The 21,724-nt window shown below is 48.1% G+C and carries 24 protein-coding genes, 1 tRNA gene and 1 pseudogene; 3 read left to right on the top strand and 23 right to left on the bottom strand.

Annotation, left to right across the window (positions count from 1 at the left end):
* Nucleotides 1-24 precede the first annotated feature (24 nt).
* Nucleotides 25-255, top strand: a complete 231-nt coding sequence (locus tag B9Y93_RS11685) for a hypothetical protein (protein WP_085494617.1) — start codon at nt 25-27, stop codon at nt 253-255.
* On the opposite strand, the gene B9Y93_RS11680 is transcribed toward B9Y93_RS11685, so the two are convergent.
* From B9Y93_RS11680 to rpsF, 17 genes are all read right to left on the bottom strand, one after another.
* Nucleotides 200-1,030: an MBL fold metallo-hydrolase gene (locus B9Y93_RS11680; protein WP_085494616.1), complete on the bottom strand. Its 831-nt coding sequence runs from the start codon at nt 1,028-1,030 to the stop codon at nt 200-202. The two genes, B9Y93_RS11685 and B9Y93_RS11680, sit on opposite strands and share 56 nt — an antisense overlap.
* A complete protein-coding gene (gene yycI, locus B9Y93_RS11675) occupies nt 1,027-1,773 on the bottom strand; it encodes a two-component system regulatory protein YycI (RefSeq protein WP_085494615.1) in 747 nt (248 codons plus the stop codon). The genes B9Y93_RS11680 and yycI overlap by 4 nt, the downstream gene beginning before the upstream one ends.
* 17 nt (nt 1,774-1,790) lie before the next feature.
* Entirely contained in the window at nt 1,791-3,164 is a 1,374-nt protein-coding gene (gene yycH, locus B9Y93_RS11670; RefSeq protein ID WP_085494614.1) for a two-component system activity regulator YycH, read from the bottom strand.
* Nucleotides 3,161-5,038, bottom strand: a complete 1,878-nt coding sequence (walK, locus tag B9Y93_RS11665; RefSeq protein WP_085494613.1) for a cell wall metabolism sensor histidine kinase WalK — start codon at nt 5,036-5,038, stop codon at nt 3,161-3,163. The genes yycH and walK overlap by 4 nt, the downstream gene beginning before the upstream one ends.
* Entirely contained in the window at nt 5,038-5,763 is a 726-nt protein-coding gene (yycF, locus tag B9Y93_RS11660; protein WP_085494612.1) for a response regulator YycF, read from the bottom strand. The genes walK and yycF overlap by 1 nt, the downstream gene beginning before the upstream one ends.
* A gap of 285 nt (nt 5,764-6,048) precedes the next feature.
* Nucleotides 6,049-7,575, bottom strand: a complete 1,527-nt coding sequence (locus tag B9Y93_RS11655) for a peptidoglycan DD-metalloendopeptidase family protein (protein WP_085494611.1) — start codon at nt 7,573-7,575, stop codon at nt 6,049-6,051.
* A 509-nt stretch (nt 7,576-8,084) separates the two neighbouring features.
* Complete coding sequence (locus B9Y93_RS11650; protein WP_097676070.1) at nt 8,085-8,867, bottom strand: spore coat protein; 783 nt, start codon at nt 8,865-8,867, stop codon at nt 8,085-8,087.
* Between the two features lie 323 nt (nt 8,868-9,190).
* A complete protein-coding gene (dnaB, locus tag B9Y93_RS11645; protein WP_085494610.1) occupies nt 9,191-10,543 on the bottom strand; it encodes a replicative DNA helicase in 1,353 nt (450 codons plus the stop codon).
* Between the two features lies 1 nt (nt 10,544).
* Complete coding sequence (gene rplI / locus B9Y93_RS11640) at nt 10,545-10,988, bottom strand: 50S ribosomal protein L9 (protein ID WP_085494609.1); 444 nt, start codon at nt 10,986-10,988, stop codon at nt 10,545-10,547.
* Nucleotides 10,985-12,949: a DHH family phosphoesterase gene (locus tag B9Y93_RS11635; protein ID WP_085494608.1), complete on the bottom strand. Its 1,965-nt coding sequence runs from the start codon at nt 12,947-12,949 to the stop codon at nt 10,985-10,987. The genes rplI and B9Y93_RS11635 overlap by 4 nt, the downstream gene beginning before the upstream one ends.
* Before the next feature lie 12 nt (nt 12,950-12,961).
* Nucleotides 12,962-13,894, bottom strand: coding sequence for a DUF2232 domain-containing protein (locus B9Y93_RS11630; protein ID WP_425320345.1), 933 nt, complete (start codon nt 13,892-13,894; stop codon nt 12,962-12,964).
* A 308-nt stretch (nt 13,895-14,202) separates the two neighbouring features.
* A complete protein-coding gene (locus B9Y93_RS11625) occupies nt 14,203-14,625 on the bottom strand; it encodes a CBS domain-containing protein (RefSeq protein ID WP_085494606.1) in 423 nt (140 codons plus the stop codon).
* Nucleotides 14,626-14,748: 123 nt separating this feature from the next.
* Nucleotides 14,749-15,780 carry an LCP family protein gene (locus tag B9Y93_RS11620; RefSeq protein WP_244903380.1) on the bottom strand — a complete coding sequence of 344 codons (1,032 nt, stop codon included), beginning with the start codon at nt 15,778-15,780 and terminating at the stop codon, nt 14,749-14,751.
* Nucleotides 15,781-15,841: 61 nt separating this feature from the next.
* Nucleotides 15,842-16,537, bottom strand: coding sequence for a DUF421 domain-containing protein (locus tag B9Y93_RS11615; protein WP_085494605.1), 696 nt, complete (start codon nt 16,535-16,537; stop codon nt 15,842-15,844).
* Nucleotides 16,538-16,792: 255 nt separating this feature from the next.
* Nucleotides 16,793-17,068 (bottom strand): 30S ribosomal protein S18, encoded by a 276-nt coding sequence (gene rpsR, locus B9Y93_RS11610; RefSeq protein ID WP_085494604.1) that lies wholly within the window; start codon nt 17,066-17,068, stop codon nt 16,793-16,795.
* A gap of 45 nt (nt 17,069-17,113) precedes the next feature.
* Nucleotides 17,114-17,620 (bottom strand): single-stranded DNA-binding protein, encoded by a 507-nt coding sequence (ssb, locus tag B9Y93_RS11605; RefSeq protein WP_085494603.1) that lies wholly within the window; start codon nt 17,618-17,620, stop codon nt 17,114-17,116.
* 43 nt (nt 17,621-17,663) lie between these two features.
* Entirely contained in the window at nt 17,664-17,948 is a 285-nt protein-coding gene (gene rpsF, locus B9Y93_RS11600) for a 30S ribosomal protein S6 (protein ID WP_085494602.1), read from the bottom strand.
* A gap of 226 nt (nt 17,949-18,174) precedes the next feature.
* Here rpsF and B9Y93_RS11595 point away from each other — a divergent pair, with 226 nt between their 5' ends.
* Nucleotides 18,175-18,369 carry a YjzC family protein gene (locus B9Y93_RS11595; protein ID WP_085494601.1) on the top strand — a complete coding sequence of 65 codons (195 nt, stop codon included), beginning with the start codon at nt 18,175-18,177 and terminating at the stop codon, nt 18,367-18,369.
* A gap of 401 nt (nt 18,370-18,770) precedes the next feature.
* Here the strand turns inward: B9Y93_RS11595 and B9Y93_RS11590 are convergent, their stop codons facing one another.
* Nucleotides 18,771-19,154, bottom strand: coding sequence for a hypothetical protein (locus B9Y93_RS11590; protein ID WP_085494600.1), 384 nt, complete (start codon nt 19,152-19,154; stop codon nt 18,771-18,773).
* A gap of 258 nt (nt 19,155-19,412) precedes the next feature.
* Between B9Y93_RS11590 and B9Y93_RS11585 the strand changes: the two genes are divergently transcribed.
* Nucleotides 19,413-19,655 (top strand): zinc ribbon domain-containing protein, encoded by a 243-nt coding sequence (locus B9Y93_RS11585; protein WP_085494599.1) that lies wholly within the window; start codon nt 19,413-19,415, stop codon nt 19,653-19,655.
* Here the strand turns inward: B9Y93_RS11585 and B9Y93_RS25195 are convergent.
* From B9Y93_RS25195 to B9Y93_RS11565, 5 genes and pseudogenes are all read right to left on the bottom strand, one after another.
* A pseudogene (locus B9Y93_RS25195) lies at nt 19,640-19,759 on the bottom strand (hypothetical protein); the annotation flags it as partial. The gene B9Y93_RS11585 and the pseudogene B9Y93_RS25195 overlap by 16 nt on opposite strands.
* A gap of 244 nt (nt 19,760-20,003) precedes the next feature.
* Nucleotides 20,004-20,094, bottom strand: a tRNA-Ser gene (locus B9Y93_RS11580).
* A 210-nt stretch (nt 20,095-20,304) separates the two neighbouring features.
* Nucleotides 20,305-20,505: a DUF951 domain-containing protein gene (locus tag B9Y93_RS11575; RefSeq protein WP_085494598.1), complete on the bottom strand. Its 201-nt coding sequence runs from the start codon at nt 20,503-20,505 to the stop codon at nt 20,305-20,307.
* Nucleotides 20,495-21,424, bottom strand: a complete 930-nt coding sequence (locus B9Y93_RS11570) for a mechanosensitive ion channel family protein (protein WP_085494597.1) — start codon at nt 21,422-21,424, stop codon at nt 20,495-20,497. Before B9Y93_RS11570 ends, B9Y93_RS11575 begins: the two co-directional genes overlap by 11 nt.
* Nucleotide 21,425: 1 nt before the next feature.
* Complete coding sequence (locus tag B9Y93_RS11565) at nt 21,426-21,707, bottom strand: putative Se/S carrier protein (protein ID WP_085494596.1); 282 nt, start codon at nt 21,705-21,707, stop codon at nt 21,426-21,428.
* Nucleotides 21,708-21,724 lie beyond the last annotated feature (17 nt).

Raw genomic sequence — 21,724 nt, 5'->3', positions numbered from 1 at the left:
TATTACCTTGAGGAGCGTGAAACGATGGAACGATATTCTCCAACCTGGACAGAGATCGATCTGGTGGGCAAGATTGCCGACCTAAAAGATGATCAATACCGCTTAACCTTGGCTGTATCCACCTTAATGGAACTACTCGTAGATAAAGGCGTCATTACCAAGGATGATATCTCGAACAAGGCATCTGAGCTCGATACCTTTATTCACTTAACGCAGGAATTCTCGTCTTCTCAACAACCGTATCCCACGGAGTAGGACGATCATAGTACGTATCGCGAAGCTGAAGCTCGGTTTCCTTGAGAAAGTATCCCCGATCCTCCATCGCGCCTTGAACGCTCATTTTCGCAAGATCCATCTGGTTATGCTCGCGGCTTAGATGGGCCAAGTAGACACGGCGGGTATTGCCTGTTGCAATATCGCATAATGCATTGCCCGCATCTTCGTTGGATAGATGGCCAAGATCGCCCAGAATGCGCCGCTTAATGTTCCAAGGATACCGCCCCATCCGGAGCATCTCAACATCATGATTGGACTCGAACACCATTACATTGGCATCTTGCAGTTGCTCCTGCACCTTGTCGCTGACATAGCCCAGGTCAGTCGCTACACTGAGCTTGGTCTCTCCTTCATAGAAGTTGTAAGCGACAGGCTCAGCAGCATCATGGGATATTCCAAACGACTCTACTCGAAGGTCTCCAAAGTCCCTCGCCTCCCCGGTCCGCATCACAATGCGATGTTCCTCTGCTATATCACCAATATGCTTCTCCAGCGCTTCCCATGTCTTCTCATTTGCATAAATGGGGACTTGGTGTTTTCTTGAGAATGCCCCTAGTCCCTTAATATGATCCGAATGCTCATGCGTAACCAGAATGCCGTCAATCTGAGAGCCGGACAGTCCCTGCTCTTCAAGCAGCTGATTGACTCGCTTGCAGCTTAAGCCAGCGTCAATCATCAGCGTTGCATCCTTGTTCTGTATAACGGTCGCATTCCCTGTTGAGCCGCTCGACAATACGGTGAATCGTAAACTCATGCTTCTTTCCCCTTCTCTCCCTGCACATGCTCTACGGAACCGCTGATCGCATTGACATAGTAGACATCTCCGCCTTCAAGCATAATGCGCCATGTTGGCGATGCTACTTGCGTATCCGTATCGAACAGCTGTCCGTGATATCCAAGCTGGATATCCCTCACGATGGAGCCTACGGACAAGTGATTCATAATGACACTGCCTAAGGCCTGAGAGGCCGTAATAATCTTCTGGTCCTCAAGCTCCCGTGACTCCTCAGCCTCAACGTACTGCTGGGCGTATCCTGTAATCTTCTGATTCTCATAATACAGCTTCAGCTTCACCTCGAATAGAGGCAGCCCGTTCGTCAGCTGCTGATGAAGAATGAATACGCCATCCTCATTAATCGCCATATCATGGCGATACTGCTCTAGATAATGGATCTCATCTCCAAGACCCTCAATAAAGTCTTTTTGAGACATATAAATAATCTTACTGTCCGCAACCTGCTTTAAGGGCACCCTAGTCTGCTGATTCTCAATCACCTTATACGTAATTTCACGAAGTGATGGTGTCTCAGAAGGAATCTTAGCCGGAATATCGATATTCTTTGCTTCCTTCATCTGCTTCGCATCCTCAGACAATGACGTCCAGTCCAACTGTGTGGACAATCGCTCCTGCACATCCTGCCACAGCTGATAGCCGAGTACGACATTAAGGAGCAAGAACGCATAGATCAGGATGCTCTTCGCTCGACTCCAATCCATCGACACCATCCCCCTTTCTACTCTTGCGCATGTGGCACTCCTGTACCTGCTGCCGCAGTGTCAGACCCCTGTTCAGCATACAGTCGAAGCAGCTCTGTCGTATCATCCCGGTAAGTGATCTGCCATACCGGAACCAATTCAATCTTATCCTTCTTCAATACCGGCTCATAAGCCGGATCTAATTCCACAATATCCGCAACACGATTCATTCCCTTTAAGGCATCAATTAACGTTTTGCCGCCTGCAAGGCTGCGCAGTTCCTTATCGATGCCGTGTGAACTGAGCTGCACAAGCGAACGCTCGAAGTTAGTTACCATGCCCTGCTGCAGCATGACCTGCAAATAGCCGAACTGGAAGCTGCTTGTGCTCACAATCGGATAAGAGCCCCAGTACTGCTGGAAGATCAGCGTGTTCTGCTTGTTCAAGATGCTGTTCACATCGGACGGTGTACGGGTATTGTCCACGATCTTCGCGAGACGATAGCTGCCGTTCCAGCCGCCGCGCTGGTTCATAAAGCTTACCGCTGTCGATACATCGCTTGTAGGATCGCTGCGGCCTTCACCGGGCGCTGTTGCATCCGAATAGGTCACCCAGTGCTGATCGCTATGAATCTGCAATCCGCGCTTGCCATCCGTATAAATCCTCGATCCATCCGTCTCCTGAATAATCTTGGTAAGTGTCGGATCGAAGAACAGACTGCTCTGCATCTGCTCTGGTGTATACAGCGTATACGCCAGCGTCACATTAACCATCTCGTACGGGTCAACCGGCACATAGAAGGTATCATTAACGAGCTGATATCGATTCCAGGTGCGTCCGAACTCGACATGCTGCCTTACATCCTGCACGGTGAGATCGGCACCGGTTGATTCATAGATCTTGTCTCCATCTGCTGTGAAGAAAAAGACACGAGCTTCGTTTGTTTCATCTGCTGCATAGATCCAGATGCGAGATACGCTTTCTGAATCAAAGGAAGAGCTTTCCTGAATCGGAAGCACCTTCTTCAGCAGCTTGACCGGAATTGCCGTATTATAGCGAAGCTCGATGCCCTCCCGCTCCTCGCGAATCTTCTTCCAATCCATCACGTGAACAGGCTTCGCTTGGAAGCCGTCATAGGAACGGCCTTCAAGCCTTTTCATCACAATATTGAAAAAGGTCATATTCGGATACAGTACCGCATGCTCGTTGCTGCCAAGATGCAGAATCATCTGCTCCGGGTAAATTAGATTCTCCACCTTCTCGTCTGGGCCAGATGGATTCGGCTTAATATATTGACTAGATGAGCGCTCGACCGCATCGAACTTGGGCATGCTGTACGACAAGAAGAAGCTTTGAACGAGGCTTAAGACGACAAGAACCGCCAACAGCCATGATTTCACTCGCTCCATCATAGGCCAGCCTCACTTCCTTCCTGTGCTTCATCTAGATGCTGAAGGCTATCCTTCATCGGAAGGGTAAAGGTAACGCTTGTCCCTTCATTCCATTCCGACTCCATCACAATGCTGCCGCCGTGGGCCAGCACCATTTCCCGGGCAATCGACAAGCCAAGCCCCGTACCGCCCATATTGCGTGAACGGCCTTTATCCACTCGATAGAATCGTTCAAATATTCGTTCAAGGTCCTTCTTCGGAATGCCAATGCCTGTGTCCTGAACCGTTATAGAGACAAAGCGCTGGTCCTCCGTTACGTCAGCGATGAGCTTCACGCTTCCGCCTTCTGCGGTATACTTGAGCGCATTGGACACGAGATTGTCCAGCACCTGATCGATCTGATCTCGATCCATCCAAGCCTGTTCAACGCCTTCCTTCACCTCGATAACGGCCTCAATCTGCTTGCTTCTAAACTGGAAGGAGAAGCGGTCCAGCACCTCTTCTAACAGCTCAGACACATGGATCGGCTTCATTCGAAGCTTAGCATGCTTGGAGTCGAGCCGCGAGAGATGCAGCAGGTCCGTAACAAGACGGATCATTCGCTCCGTCTCATTGCGGATGACGCCGACGAATCGACCTGCGAGCTGCTGCTCCTCCAGCGCTCCATCCTCGAGCGCCTCGGCGTAGCTCTTAATCGTCGTAAGCGGCGTGCGCAGCTCATGCGACACATTGGCCACGAACTCGCGGCGTGACTGATCGAGCTTCTCCTGCTCAGTCACATCCTGAAGCACAACGATCGTTCCTGTGATCCCTTCTCCCCGACGATGAATAGGGGTGAAGGTCACCCGCAGGATTGTCTCATGGGGCTCAGAATCGCCCTCTGCACTATGGAGCGGCAGCAGCATCCAATTGACCTTGTCCTGCGCCCGCTCCTCCAGCTGCCAAGGCTCAACGCCAAGCAAGTCGGCCATTGGCTTGTTCTCGCACTCCTGTCCGCGCTTGCCAAGCATCACGCTCGCGCGGCGGTTGATCAAGATGACGCGCCCCTGCTCATCCGCTGCAATCACACCGTCACTCATGTTCGTGAGAACGGAAGCGAGCTTCTCCTTCTCCTCCTCATTCACACTGAGTGCCTCCTGCAGACGGCGCGTCATATCATTGAACGCTTCGCTCAGCTGGCCGATCTCATCATTGCCGAGCACAGGCACCTGTCCCTCGAAGTCGCCATCAGCGACTCTTGTGGCCTGTCTCGTAATATTCTTGATCGGCTGGGTGATGGTGTGGGCAAGAATCACGCCAAGCACCGCCGTCAGCCCTAAGGCGATCACCATCCCCGAGAGGAAGATCTTGTTGATATCCTCAATCGTGGTATACAGATCCTTCATGGAGGCAACGACATACAAGGCGCCTACGATCTTGGTGCCTGAAGAGATTGGCTTCGCGAGGACCTTCTTGCGCACATTTTCCTCATCAATGATAACTTCCTCATTGTCTCGTATGCCTTGCAGGGCGCGGTTCACGACCATCTCTGTGTTTTTGCGTCCAATATAATCAGCGTGAGCCTGCACAGAGGTAATCAAGACCTTCCCTGTCGCGTCAAGAATCTGAATCTCTACCCCGTTCATATTGAATAAGTTACGGACGATGGCCTCCAAGTCCTCCAGCGAGCCTTCACTATCAATCTCTTCTTCACCCTTAAGCTTCTGCTCCGCATAAGTCAGTACAAAGTTAGCGGTCATCTGCAGATCATTGGTGAAGTTATTCGTCAGCGTATGCTTCATCGTGCTGACGAAGTAAACGCCGATCAGCTGCATGGCGATCAGGATCAGCAGCACATAAATAATGATGAGCTTCGCTTGGATCGTGCGCAAAAAGCGGTTGATCCATACCTTCATCATAGCCCTCCGCTGCGTGGATTCATCATCAGATACCCAAGTCCCCGACGGGTAATAATATATTCTGGCTTGCTCGGATCATCTTCAATCTTCTCGCGCAGACGACGAATGGTAACATCGACAGTACGAACATCGCCGAAGTATTCATAGCCCCATACCGCCTGCAGCAGATGCTCTCGTGTCATCACCTTGCCGCTATGGCGCACAAGATAATGGAGCAGCTCGAACTCGCGGTGCGTCAGATCAAGCGCCTCTCCATTTTTATAGACAATGTACATATCCGTATCAATAAGCAGCTCATGCAGCCGAATCCCTTGCTTCTCCGGCATGGACGCCTCCTCGCTGCTTGCAGCCGCATGCTTCTGCTGGCGGCGAAGATGCGCCTTCACTCTAGCAAGCAGCTCTCTAGTGCCGAAGGGCTTCGTTACATAATCATCGGCGCCCATTTCAAGCCCGAGCACCTTGTCGAGCTCCGTATCCTTCGCGGTAAGCATAATAATAGGCATGTGCAGATGCTGCCGCACCTCACGGCATACATCCATGCCATCCTTCACCGGCAGCATCAGATCGAGCAGCATCAGATCAGGCTTCTCCTTTAGCGCCATCTCTACCGCTGCCCCGCCATCAAAAGCACAAATGACCTCATAGCCTTCTTTTTCCAAGTTGAATTTTAAAATATCTGCAATTGGTTGTTCATCGTCTACGACCAATATTTTGCCGAACATGAACTTCACCTCACTAAAGTTTCCATCGATCTCTCTATTTTATCATACTTGTCTCGATATCCTGATAGTAAACGTTGGACCATCTGCTGTCCAATCTCATCCTTTGCCATCTTCCTGCCATCTTTCCATCGTATACTGCAGCTAGGCCTGTTTATCCTGTACTTGTTCATAGAGATAGATAACGAACGAGCTCAATCGCTTCCTGATATAAGCATGGTTGTTCCTCATTGATAGACAGGCAGCACAAAAAAGCAGGGGAAGCTGTTTCCCCTGCTCGTTAGACGGTTATAAATATTTAAGTGGATTTTGGACGGCATCATCCTTATGAATCTCGAAGTGAAGGTGCGTCCCTGTGGAATTTCCTGTGCTGCCCATCACGGCGATGGACTGTCCCTTTTCCACAATATCACCTTCATTAACATCAATCGAGCTCAGATGCCCATATAAGGTCTTATAGCCATTGCGATGATTGATAATAATCGTATTGCCATAGCCGTTCTTCACGCCTGCAAATGCAATGACGCCGTCATCGGATGCCATAATGGTGCGATCCGAAGAAACAAGGTCAATGCCCTTGTGCATGCGTCCCCAGCGCTCGCCGTAGCCGCTCGTCAGCGTTGCGCCGCTCACAGGGTAAGCAAACGAACCCGTTCCCTCGCCGTTTACGACCTTCGTGCCTTGAATCACGATCTTGGAGATTGCAGGTGTAATGACTTCCTGATCGATCCATTCTTCCTTCGTCAGGTTGCCGTTGTCCTTCGTTAGCTTGTATGTCATGCGCTTCATGCCCTGCTTGCCTTCGCGGACAACCTTTACTTCGCCTGCACGCATGGAATCATCATAACGGATTTCCTTTTGCGGCTCAGTCACGATAAATTCAGAATACGTCTCGACCGTCTTGACGGTAAGAAGCGGCTTCATCTCAGTAAGATTCAGCTTCTGTCCGATCTGCAAATACTGCTCCTCAACCTCAGGATTATTTTTATAGATGGTCTCCATCGCTACCCGATGCTCTTTGGCAATGGAAGAGACCGTATCTCCCTTTTTAACCGTATATTCTACTGCCTTCTCTTTGCCTTCCGTCAGAAGCTTCATGGCTTCCTCTTCAGTCAGCACTTTATTCGGATCCGTATCCTTCTCTGTCATTGCCACCCGTTCTCTAAGCGCGACGGATTCTACACGGGACATCACCTTCGCCGCATTCGTGGAACGCGTATTAGCTGACAGCGCCTTGACTTCCTTCGTCTTCTTGAGATCTGGATTATGCGCATTCTTCACCTGCATAAGCAGCTTGTCCGCCGTATCCTGATCCTTCACGATCCCGATTGGCACATCATTGACCTTGAGCTCCACGCCTTCGGCGTATGCGGGGATCATCGCTTCCAGCTTGCCTAGCGTCTCTTCCGTCTCCGGAACCTTCTTGAACTTGGCAGCCCCTACGGTGCGGATCATAGACGTATCAATCTTCATATGAACATTAGGGTACTTCGTCTGTATCGCCTGAAGGCGAGCGTCATACAGCTTATTCAAATCATCTTGGCTGGAGACCGTGCCGACCAATTGGTCCCCTTTATAGACTTCAAGATATTCTATCGTATTGGCATGTACATAAGCGTTACCACCCCAAGCAGCAGCCGTAATGATAACAACGCCGCTTACGCTCATTAGGATTTGCTTGCGGGATTCACGCACCCACTGCATTGCCGAAGCAGTGGCCGCCTTGCTGCGCCAAGCGGAAAGCAGCTTGTTCCAACGGCTGGAAGGCTGCGAGGTCTTGCCCTCTTCCTGAAGGCGTTCATCGAAACGATCCATACTCCTTCTCCTTTACCTGCTACAATTCAAATGTGCATGATTATGATGATATCGATACATGTACCATGTAGTATTTATTAATATTTTGTTACCTTTTTTACTCTATCATAAGTCGTTTCTTCGATGCAACTATCACCCATTCGTGTAAATCTGACATATTGTGATCGCCATCATTGCTAGAGACTCCTTCATTATGCCCAAATTGATACCTTTCAGCACAAAAAAATCCCTTCATCGCACACCGATCACCCTTATAGATGATTTGCGCGGCAAAAGGATTGCTGTAGCAATTTTTGTTTAACGGCATCTTGAACTTTAATAAATCAGGTTAGACCCGCATACGCGGTGTGAGTCCCCTCCTGTTCATCTTGCCAATTGGCTCGTACGAGCAAGCTTCACGCATCAAATAAACCGAATAGCGTTCACCATTTGGCTGCCAAACGCTTATTATTGAGTATGGATCAGCCTCTATTTATGAAATTTCTGTTCAAAACTCGCAGCACTAGACCTCAAGGCTCGGTGCCTTCAGAAGCCGCTCCATCCACGGGGTCTTCATTAGCAGCAGACTCCCGTCCCTCATTAACAGAAGACGTGTTCGATCTGTGGGATGACGAATCTCTGCTGGCAGCATCTCTAGCGCCAGCATCCTCATGATCTGCTCCACCATTCGTACCCTCATTGTTTGCCGAAGATCCTAGTTCACCAGTCAGCATCTCCTTCATCTGCTTATATTCTTCATCATTAAGATGCTTGGCTAGAATCTGTTCTACTTCGGTTAGCTCCGTAGAAGTCAATCCATCCTCCATCAGCACAGAGATGCGCTGCCAGTCTTCCTGAGGCAGCTTCTTCATTAAGGTGCTGAAAATTTCATTCTTCGCATCCTGTGGGAGCTGATCCTTATTTTTTGTCCATTCCTCTGGCGTCATGACAAGTTCATCCGGCCCTGCCCCCTCTTCTTCGCTCCCATTGCTGACATTGCCCCATACCGGAAGCGAATCATCCTGTCCATCTGTCGATGCTTCAACCTTTCCTTCCTCATCAAGAGAATCTGTAGACGAGGAGTCAGACGTAGAAGAGTGGCCTGCCTTTGTCTTCTCTTTCCCTAGCAGCATAGACCATAGATTCATCGCTGTCAGCGGCTCTCGATCTATTGGAATTCGAAATTGATCTAGCGCACTCTGAATATATCGATCGACCACAATAGCCGTCGTTCCTATCGTCAACATACTAGAGATGACAGCTGTCACAGCTATAATCGCAATCGTCTTGCCCGTTCGGATCAACCACTTCAAATGTATCCCTCCATCCATATACACGATGCATAGTCTACTTCCAGTATTGACCGTTCCCATCAATTCATTCACTAGAGCAGACCGCATCATTCAAGAATAGAGAAGCAAGCAGCGCGTTGATCCTTCATTATGGAATTGAAAAAGACTTACTTGGCGAATCTTCTGCTTGATTATAACTAGGGTTGGGATGTATAGCAGCCATATGTCTATTCATTCGTTTTTCGTATAAAAAATAGACGTCTTGCTCTTAAAAGAGACAAGACGTCTATATGCATGCTGGGCAGCAATTGAAAATAATCGTGCTGCGCAAGAAACGCCAGCACTTAGCCAGCCTGTGGATCATGCGTCCGTTCATAGCTGACGAATTTATTGAAGTTTTTCAGGAATACAAGCTCTACCGTACCTACCGGACCATTCCGCTGCTTCGCGATAATAATCTCAATGATGTTCTTCTTCTCGGATTCTTTATCATAGTAGTCATCCCGGTATAGGAAGGCTACAATATCCGCATCCTGCTCGATGGAACCCGATTCCCGAAGGTCGGACATCATCGGACGCTTGTCCTGACGCTGCTCTACCCCACGGCTTAACTGGGACAAAGCGATAACCGGAACCTCAAGCTCACGGGCGATCTGCTTAAGCGTACGGGAGATCTCCGAGACCTCCTGCTGGCGGCTCTCGCCCGCTTTGCCGCGCCCATGGATGAGCTGCAAGTAATCGATGAGAATCATGCCAAGGCCGCGTTCCTTCTTCAAGCGCCGGCACTTGGCGCGAATATCGGCCACGGTAACCCCTGGCGTATCATCAATATAGATCTCCGCCTCAGACAAGGAAGCAATCGACATCGTCAGCTTCTCCCAGTCGTCATCCTCCAGGGAGCCTGTACGAAGCCTTGTCGCATCCACGTTGGACTCCGCACAGATCATACGCTGAACGAGCTGTGCGGCGCTCATCTCAAGACTAAAGATCGCAACCGTTTCTTTGGCGCGAACACCGACGTTCTGCGCGATGTTAAGGGCAAACGCCGTCTTACCAACAGATGGGCGAGCTGCCACAATGATGAGGTCGCTTCGCTGAAAGCCAGCCGTCATCTTGTCGAGATCCTGGAAGCCCGATGGAATGCCTGTCGTTCCGCCCTGATTCTCATTGAGATTCTCAACCTTCTCGTATACTTCCATCAAGACGTCTTTAATCGCAATAAAGCCGCTTGATGAGCGTTGATTCGAGATCTCAAGAATCTTGCGCTCGGCATCGCTTAGCAGGGCGCTAACATCATCGTCACCCGCATAGCTTTCCGTCACGATCTGAGTAGCCGTGCGAATCAAGCGGCGAAGCATGGATTTCTCTTCAATAATTTGAGCGTAGTAATCCACATTCGCCGCCGTAGGTACTGCATTCGCAAGTCTTGCGAGGTAAGAGACACCGCCAACCTCATCCAACAGCTTCCTATCCTGAAGATGAGACGTCAGCGTAATCAGGTCAATCGGTTGATTCTCCTCATTAAGCTCGATCATCGCCTCGAAAATATGCTGGTGGCCAGGAAGATAGAAGTCCTCGACCTGAACCCGCTCCATCGCCGTAATGAGCGCTTCTGATTGCAGCAGAATCGCACCGAGAACGGCCTGCTCGGCTTCTTGGTTCTGAGGAGGGATACGATCGACAAATGCCTCGTTCATCTTACTCCTCCGTTACGTGAACCTTCAGTGTACCGCGCACCTCAGGATGAAGCTTTACTTCTACATTTGTGTAGCCAAGCGAGCGAATCGGCTCATTCAGCTCAATCTTGCGCTTGTCGATCTTCATGCCGATCTTAGCCAGTCCCTCAGCGATCTGCTTCGATGTCACCGCACCGAACAATCTGCCGCCTTCGCCAGCCTTCGTCTTCACTTCTACTGTTGTTTCGCCGAGCTTCGCTGCAAGCTTCTCTGCATCAAGCTTCTCTTGCTCTTTTTTCTTCTCTTCCGACTTCTTCTGCTGCTCGAGCGTCTTCATGTTGCCTTCTGTCGCCGGGCGAGCAAGGCCGTTTTTAATCAAAAAATTATTTCCATATCCTTCGGATACTTCTTTAATTTGTCCTTTTTTTCCTTGTCCTTTAACATCCTGCAAAAAGATGACTTTCATTCGAATAACCCCTCTTCTGCATCTATTTCGGCAAGCACCTGCTTCAGCTTCGTCTCCGCTTCCTCAATGGTGATGGGAAGCTGGACAGCGGCATTGGTCAGATGACCGCCTCCTCCGAGGCGTTCCATGATAACTTGAACATTGATCTGCCCCAGTGAGCGGGCGCTTATTCCGATATTGCCATCTGGCCGCTCGCTAATGACGAACGAGGCCAGAACGCCTGTCATATTTAACAGCGTATCAGCAACCTGCGCAATGAGCAACTGTGAAAATTTACGTCCAGGCTCGGTCACGGCGATTGCAATGTGATCATACAGCATCTCCGTATGCCGAATCACTTCTGCCTTTTGGATGTATTCATCCAAATCTTCCTTCAGCATCTTCTGCACCAAGGCAGGATCAGCTCCATGACGGCGCAGGAAGCTGGCCGCATCAAATGTACGAGAGCCTGTGCGCAATGTAAAATGCTTCGTATCCACGGTAATGCCCGCCAGCATACAGGTCGCCTCAAGCACGCTAAGCTGCGTTCTCGTGTGGATATACTGCAGAAGCTCCGTCACAAGCTCACAGGCCGAGGAAGCATACGGCTCCAGATAGACAAGCACCGCATCGGAGATAAATTCCTCTCCCCGACGGTGATGGTCAATAATGACCTTGCGCGTGCTCGTCTGCAATAAGCGCGGCTCCTCCACAAGAGATGCCTTATGCGTATCCACGACGACAACGAGGCTGTCCTCTGTTGCCATCTCCAGCGCCTCATTGCGGCTGACAAATCGAGCCCACAGCAGCTCATCCTTTTTGAGCATCGCAACGAGCCGAGCAATGGAAGGATTGCTCTCCTCCAGCACGATGTACGCTTCAACTCCGAGCAATCGGCAAGCATGCAGCACGCCGATCGCTGCGCCAATCGCATCCGTATCCGGCGTCTGATGCCCCATAATGAACACCGCATCGCTCTGCTCAATAAAGTTGCGCAGCGCGTGCGCAATAACACGGGCGCGCACCCTCGTGCGCTTCTCTACAGCGTTTGATTTGCCGCCGTAGAAGGACAAGCGCTGCCCTGCTCGCACAGCCACCTGATCCCCTCCACGTCCAAGGGCAATGTCTAGACTCGCCTGTGAGAGCTGTCCCAGTTCCATAACAGAGTCCGCTTCAGCGGCAAAGCCCATGCTAAGCGTCACAGGCAGCTTGTTGTCCATCGTCATCTCTCTAATCTCATCCAAGATGACAAAGCGAGTCTGCTCCAGCCTGTAGAGCGTCTCCGTATGCATCACCATGAATTGGCGCTCCGAGGAGAGCCGCTTCATGAGCACGCCATTCTCGCTTGCCCATACGGTTAGATGCGAGGTGACCTTCGCGAGCAGCGCCGCTCGCTGCTGGTCGTCCAGTCCCTGCATGGATTCCTCCAAGTTATCAAGGACGACGATGCCTACGGCAAGCCGCTCATTCTCATAGCGCTCTTTGATGGACACCATCTCCGTAATGTCCATAAATATAATGAGCCGTTCCTCATAATCAAGATTGGCTTGAATCGTACGTTCACCAAAGGACAGCTCTACCGTATCCGGCCGTTCCTTCCCTTGTGCAAGCAAGGATGGAAATAACGCATTTACCTTCTCGCCAAGCACTCGCTCATGTCCAAGCAGCTCTGCTAAGTACGAATTGTGCCACTCAACCTTCCCTTGATCGCTGTACAGAAGAATGCCATAAGGAAGATCAAGCAGCACCTCTTCACCTGCTCGCTTCACCCGCAAGCCCAGTGTCGTAAGATATGCTTCCAGCTCCTTATGGAAGTTGCGTTCTGCGCTTAATGCAATTCCAATCAACACGATGAGCATAGCGATGCCAAGCAGGCTCAACATCCAATTATAGAACGCGAGCATAATGGTAAGCAGAAGCACCGCAACCAGCATCCACATCGTATGCTTTGCATACCACCGATGAAACCATAATTTTGGCATAGATCAATCACCCTATTGTTTTGGTCTTGATACCACTTGCCGAAGCGGAAATGCGAGATCAATAATTCCGATAATGCGAACCAAGCCATACAATAATGGAATAAAGATCACGGCAATCGTAATGAGCACTGGAACAGCTCTGTTCCAACGCTTGAAATCAGCAAGAAAGAACACAAAAGAAATTCCCTGCACGATAAAGGCAAGCTGTAGAAGCGGCGACAGATTGAGCAAAATAATGGACAAGAACGATGAATCCGTATTGCCGGACATCACTAACTCCAAAATAATGACAATCAGGTAGTACCATAACAATGACTTCGGCAGCATCCAATGCTTGATTGGACGCATGCGATTGACGTCCGCCCCTTGGGCTGTTAACAATCTTCGGCTAATTGCATACGTCACCGTACCCATATAAAGAGCACTCATGATGAGCATGACAGGCAGCATCATATTCATCTGCTTGATCACAAGATCAATCATATCCATATTGATGCCTGATGGAATGGCCGACTCCAGAGTCGCCACGCTGGCATCTACTTGAGTACGCAGGAATTCTGCAAAGTTGAAGTCGAATGCCACCTTGGCAAAGGCAAGCAGCAGAATAGATTCAATGAGGAACGCCAGGGTGCCTGCGGCAAATACATTCCAAGCAGCCCGCTTTCGTTTGAACATGATGCCGATGACGATCGCAGGGATAATAAAATAAAGGGATGCGAGCGCCACGATTGAACCTACAGTTCCCAGCAACAAAAAGACGATTGCAAGCAGCGCCGCCACATAAATGATCGCAGCCCCTACCGATAGGGTAGCGAACAATATGACAAATGGGATTGCTGCAAAGCTCATCGTCAACATCTGCACAGGATTGCCTATAGAGAGCAATAGTACAAGCGCGACCAGCGCCCATACTAACGATGACCACTTTTTATTCAATAGTTTCACCTCTTGCGTAAGTGTTCTTTTGGCACCCGTCTTATTCTTGGTGCCCATCCTCAAGCTGGGTTTGTCCTCCAAGAGATCATATCCCAACTCGACGACTTCCTATGTAACAACTCATGTTTAAGCTTAGACTTGCCATAATCCTCACCTAAACGAAAGCTGACATAACGCCTTAAGTATTGTTCGCAGGATGATCCACGGCCCTGTCTTCTATTATCCGATTAGCCGTGGCTTGCTTCATGCCCTGTGGCTTTTGGCATATAAGCTCCTGCATATCCTTCCATGAGGGCATTATTCCTATTATACCATAATTACATCGCATCCATCGCTCTCATGACGAACTGCTCGCAGTACTCAATAATTTGACTGCGGCGAACAATGCCGATGAATCGGTGGCGGTCATCCACCACAGGAACAAAGTTCTGCACCTTGGCCAGATTAATCAGATCCTCCATTTTGGAATCGATGGACACCGGCTTAATGTCTTTATTCAAGGATACGTCCTTCAACAGGAATTTGTTCGCATTTTCAAACGTAATGCGGCCTTCAGAATTTTTCATATGCCATAACAAGTCGCCTTCTGTTACTGTGCCTACATATTCCCCCGTATCATTAATAATGGGCACAGCTGTGTAGCGATGGTATTCCATCCGCTCAAGCGTCTGTCTAAGCGTCGCTTGCTCACTGACGGTAACCACCTCAACCTTCGGCAACAAGAAAAACGCGATGTTCATTTGTTAAGCTCCCTCCCATTAGCAGCTCCCTTCTTTTCTAGAAGGTTCTAACAATAACTTAACACATTTTATGCATCTAAAACAAAAGTCAGCCGCATCTTTTATGCGACTGACCTGCTGCTCTTATTCTTCGCCTTCATACTTCTTTGGAGCCATTAATGAAGTGGAAGGAGTGTCTTCATTCATCCAGTTTCCAATCAATTCATGGATGTAGGATAAGTCTTCTTCATCCGGTGCATAATACCAGATGCCATCAATACGCTCGCCTTCGCCATGCAGCATATAGCTGCTGATTTCAGGAGCAGTATCATTTTGGAACATCTGCTTCGCGAGATCAATCATATACTTCGGCTTCATATCTGTCGTAAAGTTCTGTCCTGCAATCGTAAGCAGTTCCGGAATCTTCGCAATCTTATCCAGCTCAATCATGCGATCCATCACCGCTTTTAGGAAGATACGATGGCGCATCGTGCGATTCATATCAGAATCTTCTCGGTAGCGTACATACCACAATGCTTCCTGACCGTTATAAATCGGCTTATTAGCTTCGATCGTGAACTTCTCGTGGTTCGGGTCCTTATTCACGATATCCTCTTTAATCGGCAGCTTCACCCCGCCAAGCTCATCCACCACTGCTTTTAGGCCTTCAAAGTTAATCGAGGCATAGTGGCTTACTTCCGTATCAAATAGGTTCGATACCGTATCCATGCTCATTTTAGCCCCGCCGGTCTCTTTATCCTTTGCCGTACCGAATGCATAAGCATGATTAATCTTGTCAGAACTACCGTGCCCAACGATCTCGGTGTACGTATCGCGTGGAATGGAAACCATCAGTACTTTATTGTCCTTTGGACGGACTACCGTATAGATCAGCGTATCCGAGCGCCCAATCTCATGGTCGCGCTGGTCGACTCCAAGCAGCAGCACAGAGAATGGTTCTGTTATTTTGCGGGTAACTTCCGGTTTGTCCTGAATGGGCTTATAGGAGGGGTCAAGCTTCTCCTGCACCGTATCGGACAAGAACAGATCAAAGGCCAAGATGGCAAGATCTTTTCGGAAAAAGTAGCCCCCGAATCCGAGAATGACGATAATGGCGAGAATAATCCACCATTTCTTCGTCTTCTTCACTTTCTTACGTTTTGGTGTATGATTCATAATGATTCACTTCTTCCCCTAATAATAATTACAAATGACACATCAATACCTGCTTATGATGCTATGTGATTTGACCCTTATTTTTATACAAATCAATAAATAATTCGTGCTTGGCATTCACCTCTGCGACAAACACATCTTTCTCCATTAGTCCCCTTTTGTGCAGCTCATCTTTTAGCCATGCAGCATCTTTTTCTATATGTTTGAGCTCTGTTTCTAATATCTCACCATCCATCAACACAATGATCGACTCCTGTTCTTGCCTAAGCCCGGCTTGCATCCTGCTTAAGGTTAGAGGCCGATGCTCTTGCTTCAGCATCACATTAATATCGCCAGTCGGTTCCATGATGGCAAATTCCACATCGGATAATTGAAAAGCATTATGATTGCGAAGCTGTGTCATCAGCTCATCAATGGTTAAACGCTCCTTGCGCATATTATGTTCCAAGAGCCGCCCCCGCTTGATAATAACCGTTCCCTTGCTTTCCATCAGGTCTCGAAATCGTTTGCTCTTCAGCTGCGCCCAGGCCAAGGCGAAGGAAGTAATCACCCATACGAGAAGAGGAATAAAGCCTGGCATCCAGTTATCAATCGGGCTCTGCGCAATCGCAGCAATCATACTGCCTACGGTCAATCCGGTCATATACTCGAACAAGGACAGCTGGGATACCTGCCGCTTGCCGAGGAACTTCGTCATAAACAACAGCACAGCCATCGCAAGCCAGGTCCTTACGACCATATAAACCAATTCATACATGGCTTCTCTCCTCCTACATAGGTGTAGGATGAGCAATCGTGGGCCATTTTATCTGTAGGACTCGTATGACAGGGTTGTGAGATCTAGGAATAAAGATACTTGTTTATTTTACAAGGAATGCACCTAAAAATAAAATAACAAAATGTCATATGTAAATATTTAGGCATAGCGAATGGATTTTACACCTAAATAAACCTTTTCATGCATATAAAAAAGCAGCCAAGATCAACTCTTGACTGCTTCTCTATATGAACCTTACTCCGTAGTGTAAGGCAACAATGCTACTTGACGGGAACGCTTGATTGCGATCGTCAACATACGTTGATATTTCGCGCTTGTTCCAGTTACACGACGTGGCAAGATTTTGCCGCGCTCGCTGATGAACTTTTTCAACAAGTCAATATCTTTGTAGTCGATGTGTTGAATTTTGTTTGCAGTGAAATAGCAAACTTTACGACGCTTGTTGCGTCCACGACGACCGTTGAATTTACGCTCGCTGCGCTCTGCACCTTCGTTTGGTCTTGTGCTCATAGTGTTCAACTCCTTTGTTTAAGAATTCCAAGTTCTAAGCGATGCTTAGAATGGCAAATCATCATCCGATATATCAATCGGTTTGCCGTCGTCAGAGAACGGATCCGCTGATGGTCCGCGAGAATAGCTGGAGTTATTGCTGCGTGCGTTAGAGTTGCCGGATGGAGCACCATAATTAGCATTAGCGCCACCACTGCCACCACCCATATCGTCACGATAGCCTCCGCTATCACGATTGGATTCCAAGAAACGAACATTATCCGCAATAACTTCTGTCACGTATACACGACGACCTTCGTTATTCTCATAATTTCGCACCTGAATACGTCCTTCTACAGCTGTCAGACGACCTTTGCGCAAATAATTGGCACAAGTCTCTGCTAACTGCCTCCAAGTGACTACCGGAATGAAATCCGCCTCACGCTCTCCGCCTTGGCTGGAGAACGGTCTGTCCACTGCAAGGGTAAATTGCGTTACCGCAACTCCTGCAGGTGTATAGCGTAATTCAGGGTCCTTTGTCAGACGACCAATCAAGATCACGCGATTTAACATCGTATCCCTCCTTCGACAACTGCATTACAATTCATGATTGGCATTAAGCCACATCGTTTACGACGAGATGACGAATGACTTCATCAGCAATCTTAAGCTGACGGTCAACTTCCGCTACAACTGCTGGTTCTGCTGTGAAGTTAACCAACACATAGAAACCATCACGGAATTTCTTGATCTCGTACGCAAGACGGCGTTTACCCATCACATCATGCTTTGTAATTTCACCGCCGTTAGAGATGACGCCTTGGAACTTCTCAACAGTAGCTGTAACCACATCTTGCTCCAAGTCTGGACGAAGAATGTACATCAATTCGTACTTGCGCATATCTTTCACCTCCTTATGGACATTGGCCCTTGATCTATGGTCAAGAGCAAGGAGCGCGAGCCTACAAACTCGCACTAAGATAATATAACAAAACTTGACGCAAGACGCAACCATAAGCCGCTTCCACGTTCTGAAATGACATTAGTTGTTACTTATAGAGTGGATTCGATAAACACACACTACACTTTGCAAGTCTAATACAGTTCTCAGCAGGAGGTAACTCAGCATGGGTGAACGTTCAGAATATAATCCTGGAGATCGCGCTCCCAATGATGCCATTTATATGGAGGTTGGCGAGAAAAGCTTCCACACCGAAATTATGAATCCAAAGCAAATCAAGCTCAAAAAAGGGGAGCGTTTCCCTGAAACGACGAACAAGGACCGCAAGTGGAAGAAAAAATCCCACGCTTTGACGCACTAATTTTTTTCGCTAGGCATGTATAAAGTCACGGCTGCGAGACCATAATAATCACTGACGGTGCAAGCGAGGTGTCGTTCCATTGAACAGTGGAGTGTTTGTACCAAGTGAGTTTGACTAACCAAATCTTAGAACATGAAGAAAAGCGAGGGGTTGTGCTAAAGACAAGCTTGTCTAAACACACGCATTCATGAGAACAGCTCATGAAGAAGATCCAAGCTCATTCAGAATGCGATAAGGAAAAGTTGTCAGAATAACGCACCGTCAACCAGAAAAAGACCTCGTTTAGGCGAGGTCTTTTCATTATGAGAAATAAGCTTTTTAACCGCCTAACGTAACCCACTAACCCTTTGAGACCGTTATGTTATCTTCTTTCTTCATGACGATCATTACATTTCATTCCCCTACATCTTCTCTTGTTCCTCATAGGCGGATTTCGGCACACTAATTAATCGAATGAGCCCGCTTCCAGCCAAGAAAAACACGATTCCCCCGCTTCCAGACAAGAGCCAATCCTGCTCCGTGGCATGGACCATGCTGAATTGGAAGGAGACGAAGGTGGTCATGGATAACAGCCCAATAAAAAGCGCTTTATTTCTAGATTTCTTTTGATACAGCATATCCGTATAAATAGGCATGGACAGCAATAAAGCTAGGATTAGTGTTGCTGAAGCAAGATAGACGAGCAGTTGCCCAACCCATGTCCACTGAGGCGCCCATATCGGTATTTCTTTAGAAATAAAAGCAAAGATCAGGCCCAGCACCAGCAAAAACAAATTCCACTTCATCCTCTCACCTTCCTTCAGGAGCCCGTATGGTTCATTCATGTCATATGTATTCCTATGCACACAGAAGCGAAGCGGTTCATATCCTTTCTCCCGGCGTTAAGCGCAGACAGCCCTGCTTCTTATTTAATAAAAGGATTGTTGCCCAACTTCATATCTAACACTTCCCTTTGATGGCACCATTTCCAATAGATTGCACGAATCAAATGAAGAGTTATTACGTATTACCTATTATTACCGTCTAAGAAAGGAATGATAACTATGAGAGTAGAAGATGCCATTCAAGAGCGTTTTAAATGCTCCAAATGCGGTGGACATACTTGCCGAACCAAGGAATTGGCAATGACAGGGACTGGACTTAGCAAAATGTTTGATATCCAGCATAATCATTTTTTGTTTGTATCCTGTGAGACATGTGGATTTGTCGAGGTGTATAACCCATCGATTCTGGAAGGCAAATCTAGAGGCCAGCTCGGAACGGTTCTCGATATTTTATTCGGATAGAAACATCCACTATAGCAACTTATTAAATAGAAATAGAGCCGTGCGCGAGCACGACTCTTCGATATAGCCGCTATGAGAGCGTTAGCTAGACAGTAGTCATACAAATAGACCGCATACCATGTCTGAAGTGACCCGAATTGTTAGATCGTGTCTAACAATTCGAGGTGCAGCTCAGTCTGAGGGGCGGTCTATTTGTTCTATGACCTACCTTATAAATGGTATTAGGGTAAACAAAAATGCTTCCTGCAATCGCTCGCAGGAAGCATCATGAATGACTATGGGATGTATGAATCTTCTAGATTCTGTTCGGGCATGCCGGACAAGGTACTACCATGCAAAGTTAAATGGTGGCGGAAAGGGTGGGATTCGAACCCACGCACGCCTCGCGACGCCTAGTTGATTTCGAGTCAACCCCCTTGGACCACTTGGGTACCTTTCCGCAGCATAACTGATTGTAGCATATAAGAGTGTGGGATGCAATAGGACAACTTTTCACTTTTCACATACCTTTTTGTTAAAAGAGAGCCTTGGTGCAAGCCAACAAAATACGGCTGTCTGGACAGTATTGCTCTCTCCCAAACAGCCGCTTTTTTATGATGTCAATCGCTGCTCCCTTGCTTACAACAGAGCTTCTATTCGTATCTTTTCTTCAATCGGCTGCTGCCGATCGAAGCACCTTTTTCATGCTCTTTTCAAACTTTGCTCGTGGAAGAAGCACACTGTGCTTGCAGCCTACACACTTAATCCGAATATCCATCCCCATGCGAATGATCTCCATCTCATTCGTTCCACAAGGATGCGGCTTCTTCATCATCACAATGTCTCCCAATTGGAAGTTCTTAGACTCCACTTGCCTTGCCTCCTTCTTCACGCTGGAAAGTGACCAAGCGCGGATATGGAATTTCGATGCCTTGCTCGTCAAATGCCTTCTTGAGTTCTTTCTTAATCATACGCCCAACCCCAGCTTGTGTATAGGGCTTGCATTCAGCCGTTACACGAATGACAACATCGGAGGCGCCCATATTCTGAATGCCCAGCACCGCAGGTGGAGCAACGACATCCTCATAGCGCTCAGGCAAGGTTTGCAGCGTTTCCTCAATGACAGCTGTTACCTTCTCGACATCGGACTCATAGGAGACAGACATGTCTACCACAGCAATCGAATTATTAAGCGAATAATTGGTCACTTCATTGATGGAGCCGTTCGGGATGATATGAACCTCTCCCGTCCAGCTTACAATACGCGTAGAACGAAGCCCGATCATTTCTACTGTTCCTAGCGATTGTCCAGCTTGAATGACATCCCCTACCGCGAATTGATCCTCAAAAACGATAAAGAAGCCCGTCATTACATCTTTGACTAGACTTTGGGCACCAAAACCAACGGCTAGTCCGACAACCCCCGCACCTGCAATCAATGGTGCAAGATTAATATGAAAGATCGATAAGATCACGAGAATCATAATGAAGTTCAACGACAGCGACACGATGTTCTTAAGCAGTTTCCCAACGGTAACAAGCCTGCGAGGGTTCATGTTCACTCGTTTATGTTCCTTTGCTGCCATCGCACGATTGATCATGCCGTGAATGACCCGTATAAGGATGCGTGTCACCAGAATAATGAATAAGATCTTGATCGTATTAAACATTAGCATTTCCCATGTGTTGGAGTCGGTCATCCACTCCCACATGCTGTTTTTCCATTTTTCAAAAATAGTAAATGTTTGCTCTAATGTTTCCTCTGTTGAGGGTTCAGCTGCTAGTAGCATGTTACGATTCCTCTCCTCCATTCCATATACATTGATATGTACCTTCCGCCCATTCAAATAATCCTCGGATAACAACATGTTCTGTCCGCACCAATTGCTTTACTTGTTCGAGTAACTCTGCATCAAAACGTATGGATAACGCACAGCCAGCTGTAATTTCCTTCGGTGTGGGAAAGGTGTCTATCTCCATGTCCATATACTCCATCAGCATCTCTGCTCGCAAGGCCTGCTGAGTGGAATCAAAGGACATCACAATCCCGCATTCATTGCTGTGTATAGACATGAGTGATCAGCACTCCT

Origin of the sequence: Paenibacillus aquistagni (genome assembly GCF_900177815.1) — a bacterium.
Taxonomy (GTDB): Bacteria; Bacillota; Bacilli; order Paenibacillales; family Paenibacillaceae; genus Paenibacillus_B; species Paenibacillus_B aquistagni.
This window is presented reverse-complemented; position numbering and strand designations above follow the sequence as displayed.